Raw genomic sequence first — 13,498 nt, forward strand, 5'->3', positions numbered from 1 at the left:
GATGCTATGCATATTCCGCGTCGCGCGAAAAGCAAAGTGCCGAAGCATTCGAGCGCGTTTTCGCCAGTTGCAGTACCTTGGCGCGAATCACACTACGCATTCAATCGACGCGATGCCACACTCACGACAGCTTCATCTCGGCGCGTTCATGCGTCCGGTCAGCCTGCACACCGGCGCGTGGCGCTACCCTGGCGCATACCCCGACGCCAACTTCAACTTCAAGCACCTGAAACGCTTCGTGCAGACGCTGGAGAAAGCGTGCTTCGATGCCTTCTTCATGGCCGATCATCTCGCCGTGCTCAACATGCCGGTGAATGCGTTGAAGCGCAGCCACACCGCCACTTCGTTCGAACCGTTCACGCTGCTTTCCGCGCTCGCCTCGGTGACGGAGCGCATCGGGCTGGTGGCGACGGCATCGACCACGTTCGACGAGCCGTATCACATCGCACGGCGCTTTGCGTCGCTCGATCATCTGAGCGACGGGCGCGCGGGCTGGAATCTCGTCACCACGTCCAATCCCGATGCCGCACGCAACTTCGGCCGCGAAGAGCACATGGAGCACGACGAGCGCTATCGGCGAGCGCGCGAGTTCCACGATGTCGTCACGGGCCTCTGGGATAGCTGGTCCGACGACGCCTTCGTGCGCGACACCGAAAGCGGCCTCTTCTTCGATCCGGCGAAGCTGCACGTGCTCGATCACAAGGGGCCGTATCTGTCGGTGCGCGGGCCGTTGAACATCGCGCGGCCGTTGCAGGGCTGGCCCGTGGTGGTGCAGGCGGGATCGTCGGAGGCGGGCAAGCAGCTCGCCGCCGAAACCGCCGATGCGGTCTTCACCGCGCAGCCGAATCTCGCCGCGGGCAAGCGTTTCTATGCCGACGTGAAAGGCCGCATGGAACGCATCGGCCGCGCGCGGGATCATCTGAAGATCCTGCCCGGCGCGTTCGTCGTGGTGGGCGATTCGCGCGACGAAGCGCAGGAAAAGCGCGCGCTGCTCGATACCTTCGTGCACGACGATAGCGGCTTCGCCTCGCTGTCGATCGCGCTCGGGCACGATGTATCGTCGTTCGATCCGGACGGCCCTCTGCCCGAGATTCCCGAAACGAATGCGAGCCGGAGCGCGCGCGAACGCGTCATCGACATGGCGCGCAGGGAAGGGCTGAGCGTGCGCGAGCTTGCGCGCCGTGTCGGCGGCTATTCGGGCTTGCAGATGGTCGGAACCGCGACGGACATCGCCGACGAGATGGAGCAATGGCTCGTCGAGGAAGGCAGCGACGGCTTCAACGTGATGTTTCCGTTCTTGCCGGCGGGCCTTGATGATTTCGTCGCGAAGGTCGTGCCGGAACTGCAGCGGCGCGGCATCTTCAGGCGCGCATACGAAGGCGCGACACTGCGCGAGCATCTGGGTCTGCCGAGACCGCGCAACCGTTTCTTCGATGAAGGGTGATGTGTCGCGTTGCATGGAGCGCGAAGCGATGCGCGAGCGGCCCACGCTTATGACCTCAAGGAACGATTGGTTATCTTTATAAATTGGATAGCCGGACGCGCGAGCGGCATTAGCATGATGTGCTTCGCCACTTCTCTAGAGGCTCATTCAAACGATGTCCAACTCTCCCCGCTTCGGCGTTTGGGCGCTGGTGCATGGCAGCCGCGCGGCGCTGCAGGATCCCGACGAGCCTTACGATGCATCGTGGGCGCGCAACAAGGCGCTCGTGCTCGAAGCCGAACGCCTCGGCTACGACTCCGTGCTCGTCGCGCAACATACGATCAATCCGCATGATCCTTCGCTCGATCAGCTCGAGGCATGGACGGCATCGGCGGCGCTGGCGGCGCTCACGTCGCGCATCGAGATCATCACGGCGATCAAGCCTTATCTCTATCATCCGGTGGTGCTCGCGAAAATGGCGCAGCAGATCGAGCATATCAGCGGCGGGCGCTTCGCGATCAATCTCGTGAATGCGTGGAATCGTCCCGAGCTTGAGCGCGCCGGCATCGGTTTCGCCGAGCACGATGAGCGTTACGCGTATGGCCGCGAGTGGATCGGCGTCGTCGATGCGTTGCTGCGCGGCGAAGCGCTGACGCATCGCGGCGATCACTTTCGTATCGACGATTACCAGTTGCGTCCCGGCGATCCGTTTCGCGCGCGTCCGCGTATTTATGTGGGCGGCGAATCGGAGCCGGCGCGTTCGCTCGTGGCGGCGCATGGCGACGTGTGGTTCATCAACGGTCAGCCGCACGACGACGTTGCGAAGCTCATCGCCGATGTCTCCGCGCGTGCGCGTCCGGCTGGGCGGGAGCCGTTGCGCTTCGGCTTATCGGCGTTCGTGATCGCGCGCGAGACGCACGATGAAGCGCTCGCGCATTTGCAGCATCTCTTCGCGCTGGCGGAACTCGACAAGCCGCTGCGCGAGCAGCAGAAGGCGAATACCGATCCGAACGCCGTCATGCATCAGACCTTCGCGCGCTCGGCGCGGGTTGGGTCGAACGGCGGAACGGCGGCCGATCTCGTCGGCGATTACGATACCGTTGCGCGGCGCATTGCGGATTTCCATCGCGCGGGCATCGAACTGTTCATGCTGCAGTTTCAGCCGTTCGAAGCGGACATGGCCCGCTTCGCCCACGAAGTGATGCCGCGCGTGCGCCGGCTGTTGAACGCGTGAGCGCGTGAGCGCATGCGTGTCCGCAAGCGAGCGGACACGCTTCACTGCATCATCAAAAGAACGCGCCCGTGGGCGGCAGTTGTCCGCTCAACAGGTTTTGCCCGAGCAGGCGTTCCTTATAGAGCCGCGGATTGTGCGACGCGATGACCTTGATGTTGCGCCAGTGCCGGTCCAGCGCGCCGATGCGTGAGACGACCGATCCCGAGCCGAGATCGATCAGCCAGCTTGCGATCTGCGGCGCGAGATCGTCGATGACCACCTTCGCCTCCGATGCCGCGAGCGTGGCGGCAAGCGTCGCCTCGTATTCATCGCGCGTGCCGTAAGCGTCCCACGCGCGCTGCAACGCATCGGCTGCGCGGTCGGCGATTGCTTCGACGCTTGCCGCATAGGCGCGAATGCGGCCGAGCAGGGCGTGCAGCACGGGTTCGTCCGTGGGATGCGCGGCTTCGCCATGATAGAAGTTGCGTCCTCGCGCACGCAGCACGCCGGCGCCGTCCAGCGCGACGCGCCGCGCAATCCCGGCGATGCAGTTGGTCAGATAGACCTGATGGAACGTGAAGCCCCACGGCGCGGCTTCGTCGGACTTCGGCGGATCGGCGGGATAAACGTGCGCGGGCGGCACCGTCACGTCGTGAAAGCGCGCCGTCCCCGAGCCTGTCAGACGCTGGCCGAAACCCTGCCAGTCATCGTCGTTGCTGACGCCTGCGCCGCGTTCCAGCACGTACTGCACCGTGCGCCCCGCGCGGCTTTCCACCGCCACGCCGGTGAATGCATCGTTATAAAGATTGCCCGTTGCGTAGGGCTTCTCGCCGGAGCCGACATAGACATCGCGCGACGCGTCCCATTCCAGCCGCGTCAGCACTTTCGTGGGCCGCGCGCCCGCCGCTCTCACATCGCTTTCGACGAAACCCAGGCCGATGGTCTTTTTCTGCGCGGTGAGTTCGAGCACGCGCGCATGAAACGGATGCTCGCGTCTTTTGAGCGCGGCCTCGACTTGCCACAGATGATTGCGAAACGCGTGCGCGATGTTCGAATCCGCTGCGGCGATGTCGCGTGCGACGACGAACAGTTCGCGCAGCGACACGCCATGGCCGCCGGCATCGGAAGGAAGACGCAGCGCGCCGAAGCCGAGCGCCTTGAGCTTCGCGATTTCCTCGTGTGGCAGCCGATGATCGCGTTCGCGTTCGGCGGCCGTCGCGGCGATATCGTCGATGACTTGCGAGAAGCCGAGCGTCGCGGAAAGGGGCGACACGAGGCGCGGATTCGAGCTTGTGTGTTGAGTGCGTTCAGTCATGATCGTGCGTGTCCTCGCGTCACACTTTGACGCTGTAATCCGCGACCTTGATGCGCGAATTGATGATTTTGCGTTCCGCGAGCCAGTCGGCCGCGCGCTGGAATTGCGCAATGAACGCGGCGTCGTCGGGCTCGTGAAACTGATTGACGCGCTTGAGGCTCGTCAAGTACTCGCGCACCTGATCCGGATACTTGCCCTCGCGTTGAACGAGCAGTTCGGCATCGGCGGAATGCGCGGACTGCCATGCGCCTTCGACGTAGTACGCATCGATCACGGCGCGGATCAGTTCCGAGTTCTCCTCGGTGAATTGGCGGCGCGTCACGAGCGAACTGTAGTCGATCAGGAAATCCAGATCGCGGCCTTCGTTGAAGATGTCGTGCGCATCGTTGGCGAAACGCGAAATGTCGACGCCCGGCGACCACATGGACCACGCATCGACCTTGCCTTGCGCGAAGGCCGGCGCCGCGTCGGGCGGATTCAGATAGACGAACTGCACCTTGTCCCGATCGACGCGATGCTTTTCCAGCGCCGCGATGAGCAGGAATTCGCCGAGTCCCGAGCGGTTGACGGCGACCTTGCGGCCCGCCAGATCGCTCACCGAACGAATGCCGCTCGACTTCTTCGCGATGATCGCAGTGGAGCGCGGCGAATAGATATCGAATGCGTTGAAGACGATGGGCGAGCCGGCGAGCATGGCGGCGAGCGCGGGTGTCGTCGATCCCCAGAAGCCGAAGTCCGCGCTGCCGCCGACGACCGCCTGAATCGAGGGCGCGTGGTTCGGAAACGGTCCGACCCATTCGACCTTGATGCCTTTGGCAGCGAGCGTCTTCTCGAACACGCCGCGCTGTTTCGCGATGTCCGGCAGGCTGCCGTAGCCCCAGCCGATGCGGACCGTATCGGTATTGCGCGTGAGCTTGCGCGGCTCGGCCGCCTGCGCCGGGAACAGGCCGCCGACGGCTGCGCCGGCAAACAAGCCACCCGCCGCGCGCAACAACTGGCGGCGGGTCAGCGATGAATCGTTCATTCTCTCGGGTCCTTCTTGTCGTGGAAAAGGCGGTCAATGCGAACGGACACCCAGCTCGTCGAGCAGGATGGGCCGCAGCGTTTGCGGCGTGTGCGCCTTCGGCTCGAACGAAGCCGCGATGCGTCCCGCGCGCATGACGAGGATTCTGTCGGCGAGCGCGAGGGCTTCGTCGACGTCATGCGTGACGATCAGCACGCCGGGGTGATGAAGCGCGACGAGCTCCTTCACGAGCCCGTGCATCTTGATGCGCGTGAGGGCATCGAGCGCCGCGAATGGCTCGTCGAGCAGCAGCAGCGCGGGATCGTGGATGAGCGCGCGCGCCAGCGCCACACGCTGAGCCTGCCCGCCCGATAGATTGCGCGGCCAGTCGTCCTCGCGGCCTGCGAGTCCGACTTCGGCCAGCGCACGCGCCGCGCCATTGCGGCCGATAGTGTTCTCATGACCGAGCGACACGTTCTGCCACAGCGTCGCCCACGGAAGAAGCCGATGCTCCTGGAACACGACGGAAGGCCTGGCCGGCGCGCGGATGCTTCCCGCATCGGGCCGATCGAGTCCTGCGAGCGCGCGCAGCAGCGTGGTCTTGCCGCATCCGCTTTCGCCCAGCAGCGCGACGAATTCGCCTTTGCGGATGTCGAGATCGAGGGCATCGATGACGACGCGGCTGCCGTAGCGCCGCTGAAGACCGCGAACCGATACGGCCAGCGTCGATGCGGCGCTTGGCTCGCGAGTGGCCGACGCGCTTGGCGAGGAATCGCGCGAAAGAGCGATGCTTCCAGTCACTTGTGCGCTCCCTTGTTGCTGTTCGCGTAGTTCGCATGCCAGGAGAGGAAATGGCCTTCGAGCAAGCGCACGAGTGTGTCCGCGACGACGCCGATGATCGCGTAGATGATCACGGTCAGCACGATGACATTGGTGTTCAGGAACTCGCGCGCGTCCATCGCGAGAAAGCCGATGCCTTTGGTCGTCGCAAGCGTTTCGGCGATGACGAGGGCAAGCCACGCATGAGCGAGCGCATAGCGCACGCCAGTGAGGATCGAGGGCATTGCGCCGGGAAGAATGATTCGCCGCACGGTCGCGCTTCGGCTCATGCCGACGACCTTGGCAAGCTCCATCAGCTTCGGATCGATCTGGCGGATGCCGAGCATCGTGTTGATATAGATCGGGAAGAGGACCGCGAGCGCGACCAGAAAGATCTTTGCGGTTTCGCCGACGCCGAACCACACGATGACGAGCGGGAGCATCGCCAGAAAAGGAATGGCGCGCACCATCTGCACGGAGCGATCGATAATCGCCTGCGCAAGGGGCGAGAAGCCGACCACGACACCCAGCGCCAGCCCGATGATCCCGCCAATGGCGAAGCCCGCCGCCGCGCGCAACAGCGAAACGCCAAGGTGAACGAAGAGTTCGCCGTTCTGCGCCATATTCGCGGCGGTTGCGAGGACGCGGCTCGGTGCGGGAAGCACTTGCGGTGCAATGAGTCCGGCGCGTGCGGCGGCTTCCCATAGCAGCACGACCATCGCCGGTACGAGCCAGGATAGCCACCGGTAAAGGACGGTCGTGGTTAAGCCCGCGCGAGCGGGTCGCGTGGACAGATAGCGTTCATGCGTCGAAGTCAGGTCGGCCATTTCATTCCCGTGTCAGTCCATGAAGGATGGAACGCTCCGGCAGGAAGCAGAAGCGCGGCGGTGCGCCGAGTGCCGTGGTCATCGAATACTGAATGGTGTAAAGCAGCCAGTCATTAGAAGACAGCGCGATCAGCAACGACAAACGATTTATTGTCGTTTGCTTTTCAGCTCCGGCGCGATGAGTAATTCACGACAAATGATGTCGGCCCCGGCAATTCGTCGCGCGTGAACTGCATCTATGAATCGAAGAATTGCTTGTTTTCGGCGGCGGCTGAGTTGCCGTATCGTCGGCGAGGAAGATCACTCGGGCAAGGAGGAAGTCGATGACCATTCCCGCGGAAACGAGAAGCTCGGTCCACGGAGTCCATGAGGCGCGTGCTCGCACGCTGGCAAGCAGCTTGGCCGTGGTTGCCGGCAAGACGCGGGCAGCGGCGGCATCGACATTATTCAGGGCTGCGAGAAGCGCGCTTCCGGATGCGTTGCTGCTGCGTCTCCTGCATCGCCGAAAAGTAGGGCGATTCCCGAACCTCGCCAATCCCTCGACCTTCAACGAACTGATTCTCGACCGCTGCCTGAATCCGCAGCCGCAATGGACTGCGCTCACCGACAAGCTGCTCGTCAGAGACCACGTTAAACGCACCATCGGCGAGCGGCATCTGATTCCGTTGATCGCTGCGCCCGACGTTTTCACGCGCGATGTCTTCGACTCGCTTCCCGATGCCTTCGTGATGAAAGCCAATCACGGTTGCGGTTTTGTGAAAGTGGTCTGGAGAAAGGCGGATACGTCGTTCGAAGAACTGAGCCGGATCGCGAGCAGGTGGCTCGATACGAACTTCTATCGCCACACACGCGAACGGCACTATGAGCCGATCGAGCGTCGCGTGTTCTTCGAGAAACTGCTGCTGGATAAAGACGGCAAGATTCCGCCTGACATCAAGCTCAATATCTTCGGGAACGGACCGGACGGACGGATCATCTATACCGGCGTCATTACCGACCGGTTCGGCCAGCCGCGCCACGATTTCTACGATCCGCAGTGGAATCGCATGGACATCGTTCTTGGCGATTATCCGTGCAGCGACGTGGCTGCTCCGCCGCTCAGGAACTGGAAAGAGATTGTCGAGATCGCGACGCGCCTGGCGGACGGTCTCGGCTATGTGCGCGTCGATCTCTACGCACCCGACGATCATATCTATTTCGGGGAGCTAACGTTCACGCCGGGCGGCGGACTCATGCGGATCGCGCCGGACCATTACGACCATGAATGGGGACGACTGATTCGCCAGATGGGCTAACGGACGAAGCGCGTCGGTTGACGAGGGTCACTATGTCAATAAGGCTATCGGAATCGGAGCAGATTCCTTTCGACGAGGCATCGTCCGATCCAGCGTTCGCCGATGTCGTCGACTGGATCGTACAATTTCTGTGCGCGCCGCATGCGGATGTCGGCCGGCTGGGGGACGTATGCCCGTTCGCGAGATCGGCGGTGCTGAGGAAGAGCATAGCGTTCTTCAGCAACTGGTCTGCGGACGCGGACGCGTTCGAGCAGGAAGTCGCGGCGCATCGCGAAGACTTCGGGCAAAGCGGCGGAATGCTGGACACATATCGTTGCCGTATCATCGTTCCGATGCGAATCGCCAATGCGGCGCACGCGGTCGAGCGCGTTCAGCAAAGGCTCAAGCCGAGCTTCGTCGAACGCCATCTGATGATCGGCCAATTCTTTCCGGGCTGCGAGGAGCCGGGCCTCTGGAACCGGTCGTTTCGGCCGCTGCAAGCACCCGTTCCCTTGCTTGCGATTCGAAACATGGTCCCGACCGACATCGCGTTCCTATACGATAACGCGCACTATGTCCGCCTGTATCTGGAGAAGTTCGGCGGGCGCGGCAGGATCGCCCTTCGGCAACTGGAAACCGCAAGAGAGGCCAAGGCATGAACGCATCGTCAATCGAACGATTCGGCAGCGACGTGTACCGCAACACGCTATACATCGAGAAGCTGGACCTCGCGTTCTCGCAGTTTTTCATTCGCTCGCCTTCGGGCGGATACGTGGGCGTCTCCACCGGCATGCGGGCCGACTTTGCGCAACTCGAGGCGAATCTGCGGAGCGTGGGCATCGAAGTGGGCGAGGTCGGAAGCATCGTGGCGCCGCATTTCGAAGCCGATGAAATTGCCGCGCTGCCCGAGTTCTCATCGCGTCATGCGGGCGTCGTTGCATACGCGCATCCCATTTGCGCGCACGCGCTCGCCGATATTTTTTCCGTCAAGACGAAGCCGCTCAAGGATGAAGTGCCGATCACGATATCGGGCGAGCGCATCGTGCCGATCTTCACGACGCACGTGCATCAATGGGACGCGCTCGTGCTCTATGTGCCGCGGCTGAAGGCGCTGTTTTCGTCGGATATCTTCATGAGCTACGGACCGGTCGATGCGTCGGGCGATGCGTTGCGCGACATCATCGGCTCTATCGAGAAGTCGGGATATCTGCCTTCGCTCGCGCATCTGCATGCCGCACTCATGAAGATACGCAAGTACGACATAGACTGGATATTCCCGATGCATGGCCCCGCGATCGACTCGGGAATTCCGCAGATCATCGATGGACTCATCCAGTACTGCACGGCGGCAAGTGCGAGGGAAGTTGCCGAGTGATGCGCTGCACGAGCAGCCTGGCCCGTGACGCGCACGCTGCGGCTTTTATTCATGCATACCCGTTGCGCAGTCCGCAGAAAGGGAACCGTTCAGCCATTAAAAAATGAAGAAAAATTGGTTATCGCCTGCGCGGGGTGTGCTCAGAATCAAAGCCTCGGCTTGATCGGATAGGCAGAGGCATCACCGATGATCGAACGTAATGCGTTGCACCGCGACGTGCCAGATAGACAAGAATCGCACCCTTTCACGCTTGTGACGGTTCCCTTTCCTCAAACCCCAAGCCAAATCTTCCCGCCTGATTTCGACGTGAGAAAAACTTCGTTCCCTTGTGCCCCTTACGCCGATACAGTGCGTGCCTCGCCACCGCCGATGCACGACGACGGCGCAGGCGGCACAACGAACGAGGAATCCATCCAATGAAAATCAAGACCTGGGGCGCGGTGCTGGCGGCACTGCTGGTAACTGCATCGAACGGCGCGCATGCGGACCGTCTGGACGACATCAGGAAGGCAGGCGTGCTGCGCGTGGCGGCATTCGACAGCAACCCGCCATTCGGCTTCGTCGATCCGAAGGACAACCAGATCGTCGGCCTCGATGTCGACTATGCGCGCGCCGTCGCGAGCAGTCTCGGCGTCAAGCTGGAAGTGCAGCCGACGAATCCTGCCAATCGCATTGCTTTCCTCAAGTCGGGCAAGGTGGACCTCGTGTTCGCCAACTTCACGATCACCGACGAGCGCAAGAAGGAAGTGGATTTCAGCACGCCGTACTTCGCATCGGGCACGCAGTTCATCGCGAAGAAGGGCGTGCTGAAGACGCCCGATCAGATCAACAGCCTGCGCATCGGCGCGGACAAGGGTACGACCAACGAGCAGCAGGTGCGCGCGAAATTCCCGAACGCGACCATCGTCGCCTATGACGATACGCCTTTCGCCTTTGCCGCATTGCGCACGGGCAACGTGCAGGCAATCACGCAGGACGGCCCGAAGCTCGTCGCGCTGCTCGCGCGCGTGCCTGACAAGTCCGGCTATGAAATCTCGCCTTTCACGATTTCCAACGACTACGAAGGCGTGGGCGTGCCGAAGGGTGAAACGCGCTTGCTCGACGCCGTGAACAGCACGCTCACGAAACTCGAAGCGGACGGCGAGGCGAACCGAATCTACGACAAGTGGTTCGGGCCTCGAAGCGCCGCACCGCTGCCGCGCCTCTTCAAGATCGGCGATCCGCAGAAGAACAGCTGAGTCTCGTCGACGACATCAATGGGCCGGCGCGCGAACTTCGGGCGCCGGCTTTCGCTGCTTATGTTTCTCGCTGTCGATCATGCACACCTGGCTTGAACCGAAGTATCTCGCGTGGCTCGTGCACGGCTTCGCCGTCACGCTCGGGCTCTCCGCATGTGCGGGCATCGGCGCAACGCTGCTCGGCTTCCTATTGGCGGTCGCGCGCACGTCGCGAAGCGCGGTCTTCGCGCAAGCCGCCGCGCTTTATGTCTTCGTTTTCCGGAATTCGCCGTTGCTCGTTCAATTGCTCTTTTGGTACTTCGGCGCGGCCGCGTTGCTGCCGTCCGACTGGATGACGTGGCTCAACACACCGCATGCAGTGACGTTCGGCCCGGTTTCAATACCTTGGCCTAGCTTCGAACTGTTTGCTGGATGGACAGGCCTCACTTGCTACACAACGGCCTTCATCGGCGAAGAGTTTCGCGCCGGCATGCGCGGCGTCAGCCATGCGCAGGAACAGGCCGCCGCCGCGCTAGGCATGGGCCGCTTCGCGACCCTGCGATACGTGATCCTGCCGCAGGCGCTGCGCATCGCGACGCCGCCGCTCGCGGGGCAATACATGAACGTGGTGAAGAACTCGTCGCTGACAATGGCCATCGGCGTCGCGGAACTGTCGTACATGTCGCGTCAGGTCGATACGGAAACGTTCAAGACCTTCCAGGCATTCGGCACGGCGACCGTGTTCTATGTGCTGACCATCGCCGTCATCGAGGTCGCGCTGGTGCTTTGGCAGCGCAGTCGCGCGCGCGCCTTTCAGCGAGGCCATGCATGAGCGGTTTAGACTGGCTGCTCTCGCTGCGCTATCTCGCTTTCGGCGCGTTTCCTTCAGGGCCGTTGGGCGGCATCGCGCTGACGGTCGCGCTCTCGGTCACTTCAGCGTCGCTCGCCGCGATGATCGGCCTCGCGGGCGGCATCGCGCTCGCCATGACACGCGGCATCGTGCATCTTCTGCTGACTTCGGTGGTGGCGTTCTTTCGCGCGATTCCCGTGCTGATGCTGATCTTCTGGACGTTCTTCCTCATGCCGATCCTGCTGCATGTGAACGTGCCGGGGCTCGCGACGGTCGTGTGCGCGCTCGCGCTCATCGGCGGCGCGTATCTGTCGCATTCGGTGCATGCGGGCATCGCGTCGATCGGCGATGGCCAGCGGCAGGCGGCGTTGTCGCTCGGCCTCACGCGCTGGCAGGCGTTGCGCGAAGTGATCCTGCCGCAAGCCGTGCGCGTGATGATGCCGTCCTTCGTCAATCAGTGCGTCTCGCTCGTCAAGGACACGTCGCTGGCCTATATCGTCGGCGTGCCGGAATTCACGTTCCTCGCGAATCAGCTCAACAATCGCCTGATGATTTATCCGGCGCAAATCTTTTTGTTCGTTGGCTTCGTCTATCTGATGCTGTGCGGCGCGCTGCAAGGGCTTGCGCGCCTGCTGCTCGGACATCGCGAGAAGATGCAGCCGCGCGAGCGGCGCGCGCGCAAGCCGGGTCTCGGCGAGCGGCTTCCGGAGTGATGGCGCCGTCGGCGTGGCCGGCACGATGCGACCGAACTGGCCGCCGACGGCGTCGTTCTCGACCACGAGGCGCGCTACGAGTACGCCGACGAATTTCTTTACGTGTGGCGCAGGCTCTCCGCGGGCGAGTCGATCGATTTCGACGGCAAGCATGTGCGCGTCAAGGGCGCGAAGAATTTCCACGAGCCAGTGCAGAAGCCGTATCCGCCGCTATATTTCGGCGGTTCATCTGATGCGGCGCACGAGATCGCGGCGGAGCACGTCGATACATACCTGACGTGGGGCGAGCCGCCCGAGGCCGTCGCGAAGAAATTCGCGGACGTGCGCGAGCGCGCCACGCGCCGTGGCCGCACGCTGCGCTTCGGGGTGCGCCTGCATGTGATCGTGCGCGAGACCAATGAGGAAGCATGGGCCGCAGCCGATTCGTTGATCAGCCGCCTGACCGACGAGGACATCGCGCAATCGCAGCAGAACTTCGCGAAGATGGATTCGGTAGGGCAGCGCCGCATGGCTGAACTGCACGGTGGACGACGCGACAAGCTGGAGACGAGCCCGAACCTGTGGGCCGGCGTTGGACTGACGGTGACGGTTCGCCGATTTGCTAGAACCAAATACCGCGCACGGCGGCTCGTCGCCGTGCTTGCTCGCCGGATACGGGGACGAGTCGAACCTGCGGCAGAAGATGCCTGCCGATGTTGCGCAAAATGCTAAAGACACGAGACATCGCACACCTCCAAGGTTCGTTTCGGCTCGCAATAGCAACAGGCGGCTCTGCCCACCCGTGTTTGCGATGTCGGCAGCGCGCGATATTTCTTTAGAACCGCAGAAGGTCACATCCGCACTTGCTGATCAACGACATTGGGTATTCAGGCCGCTCGTGTATGGATCGTCGAACCATCACTTGTGAGCGGGCGGCGCTCCAGGGACCGCGTTGACGCGCGCGGCATTCGCGGCATTCGCTGCATTCGCCGCGTTTATAGCCCTCCAGTTGTAGGTCGGGGCGGCGTTAGGAGTCGGGCTGACGTTGGCGTTCGGCGCAGTCTGGTTCGGTGTAGTGCCGTTCGACGTATTCGAGTTGTTATTAGCGGGGGGCGCGGGGTTTGAATTAAGGGGTTTGGGTTGAAGCGTTTGATTGATGACAGTTATCTGGCCGAGCTTCTTCACCGCCTGACTTTCTGCGGTAGCTATCGCGGTGAAGCACAGCGCAGCAGCACCGATTAGCGTAATGAGCGTGGCGCGAAGTTGCGCGCGATCGCAATTCCTCTTCATGATGGGCTCCTTGTGCAGGTTCCGGCGCCGCTGACAAGTCGACGCCAGCGGAAGCGGCATGGCCACAGTTACATTGCACCGCTTCTACGTTTCTGTAGCTCTTCAACGGCCTACGAAAAACAGCAGTGCCCAGCACACGAAACAATGATACTTCCGATCGTGAAAAGGATGAGCGGTCCCTATCTTCGACCGCTGCGGCC

The 13,498-nt window shown here is 62.5% G+C and carries 14 protein-coding genes and 1 pseudogene; 10 read left to right on the top strand and 5 right to left on the bottom strand.

Annotated features, from left to right (window positions below; translation table 11 throughout):
- The first annotated feature begins 112 nt into the window (after positions 1-112).
- Together AWB72_RS17800 and AWB72_RS17805 are read left to right on the top strand one after the other, a co-directional pair.
- Positions 113-1,444, top strand: coding sequence for an LLM class flavin-dependent oxidoreductase (locus tag AWB72_RS17800; protein WP_040049261.1), 1,332 nt, complete (start codon positions 113-115; stop codon positions 1,442-1,444).
- A gap of 154 nt (positions 1,445-1,598) precedes the next feature.
- Positions 1,599-2,657, top strand: a complete 1,059-nt coding sequence (locus AWB72_RS17805; RefSeq protein WP_040049185.1) for an LLM class flavin-dependent oxidoreductase — start codon at positions 1,599-1,601, stop codon at positions 2,655-2,657.
- 52 nt (positions 2,658-2,709) lie between these two features.
- Here the strand turns inward: AWB72_RS17805 and AWB72_RS17810 are convergent, their stop codons facing one another.
- From AWB72_RS17810 to AWB72_RS17825, 4 genes are read right to left on the bottom strand one after another with little or no spacing between them, the layout of a single operon-like run.
- Positions 2,710-3,951, bottom strand: coding sequence for an acyl-CoA dehydrogenase family protein (locus tag AWB72_RS17810; RefSeq protein WP_040049186.1), 1,242 nt, complete (start codon positions 3,949-3,951; stop codon positions 2,710-2,712).
- A 19-nt stretch (positions 3,952-3,970) separates the two neighbouring features.
- A complete protein-coding gene (locus tag AWB72_RS17815; protein WP_040049187.1) occupies positions 3,971-4,975 on the bottom strand; it encodes an NrtA/SsuA/CpmA family ABC transporter substrate-binding protein in 1,005 nt (334 codons plus the stop codon).
- 33 nt (positions 4,976-5,008) lie between these two features.
- Complete coding sequence (locus AWB72_RS17820; protein ID WP_040049188.1) at positions 5,009-5,755, bottom strand: ABC transporter ATP-binding protein; 747 nt, start codon at positions 5,753-5,755, stop codon at positions 5,009-5,011.
- A complete protein-coding gene (locus AWB72_RS17825) occupies positions 5,752-6,600 on the bottom strand; it encodes an ABC transporter permease subunit (RefSeq protein WP_040049189.1) in 849 nt (282 codons plus the stop codon). The genes AWB72_RS17820 and AWB72_RS17825 overlap by 4 nt, the downstream gene beginning before the upstream one ends.
- A 323-nt stretch (positions 6,601-6,923) precedes the next feature.
- Here AWB72_RS17825 and AWB72_RS17830 point away from each other — a divergent pair, with 323 nt between their 5' ends.
- The 8 genes and pseudogenes from AWB72_RS17830 to AWB72_RS17860 all read left to right on the top strand — a co-directional run.
- Positions 6,924-7,895, top strand: coding sequence for an ATP-grasp fold amidoligase family protein (locus AWB72_RS17830; RefSeq protein ID WP_084592750.1), 972 nt, complete (start codon positions 6,924-6,926; stop codon positions 7,893-7,895).
- A gap of 32 nt (positions 7,896-7,927) precedes the next feature.
- Complete coding sequence (locus AWB72_RS17835) at positions 7,928-8,533, top strand: DUF6875 domain-containing protein (protein ID WP_052449741.1); 606 nt, start codon at positions 7,928-7,930, stop codon at positions 8,531-8,533.
- Complete coding sequence (locus AWB72_RS17840; protein ID WP_040049190.1) at positions 8,530-9,249, top strand: oxygen-binding di-iron domain-containing protein; 720 nt, start codon at positions 8,530-8,532, stop codon at positions 9,247-9,249. Before AWB72_RS17835 ends, AWB72_RS17840 begins: the two co-directional genes overlap by 4 nt.
- Before the next feature lie 186 nt (positions 9,250-9,435).
- Positions 9,436-9,669, top strand: coding sequence for a hypothetical protein (locus tag AWB72_RS28935; protein ID WP_159459381.1), 234 nt, complete (start codon positions 9,436-9,438; stop codon positions 9,667-9,669).
- Positions 9,666-10,487: an ABC transporter substrate-binding protein gene (locus tag AWB72_RS17845; protein WP_040049191.1), complete on the top strand. Its 822-nt coding sequence runs from the start codon at positions 9,666-9,668 to the stop codon at positions 10,485-10,487. Before AWB72_RS28935 ends, AWB72_RS17845 begins: the two co-directional genes overlap by 4 nt.
- Positions 10,488-10,566: 79 nt before the next feature.
- Positions 10,567-11,298 (top strand): amino acid ABC transporter permease, encoded by a 732-nt coding sequence (locus AWB72_RS17850; RefSeq protein WP_040049192.1) that lies wholly within the window; start codon positions 10,567-10,569, stop codon positions 11,296-11,298.
- The gene (locus AWB72_RS17855) at positions 11,295-12,029 is read left to right on the top strand and encodes an amino acid ABC transporter permease (protein ID WP_052449742.1); all 735 of its coding nucleotides are present in this window, start codon (positions 11,295-11,297) and stop codon (positions 12,027-12,029) included. The genes AWB72_RS17850 and AWB72_RS17855 overlap by 4 nt, the downstream gene beginning before the upstream one ends.
- A gap of 17 nt (positions 12,030-12,046) precedes the next feature.
- A pseudogene (locus AWB72_RS17860) lies at positions 12,047-12,608 on the top strand (LLM class flavin-dependent oxidoreductase); the annotation flags it as partial.
- 318 nt (positions 12,609-12,926) lie between these two features.
- Here the strand turns inward: AWB72_RS17860 and AWB72_RS17865 are convergent.
- Positions 12,927-13,298 (bottom strand): hypothetical protein, encoded by a 372-nt coding sequence (locus tag AWB72_RS17865; protein ID WP_084592755.1) that lies wholly within the window; start codon positions 13,296-13,298, stop codon positions 12,927-12,929.
- Positions 13,299-13,498 lie beyond the last annotated feature (200 nt).

Origin of the sequence: Caballeronia concitans, from assembly GCF_001544615.1 — a bacterium.
Lineage (GTDB): Bacteria > Pseudomonadota > Gammaproteobacteria > Burkholderiales > Burkholderiaceae > Caballeronia > Caballeronia concitans.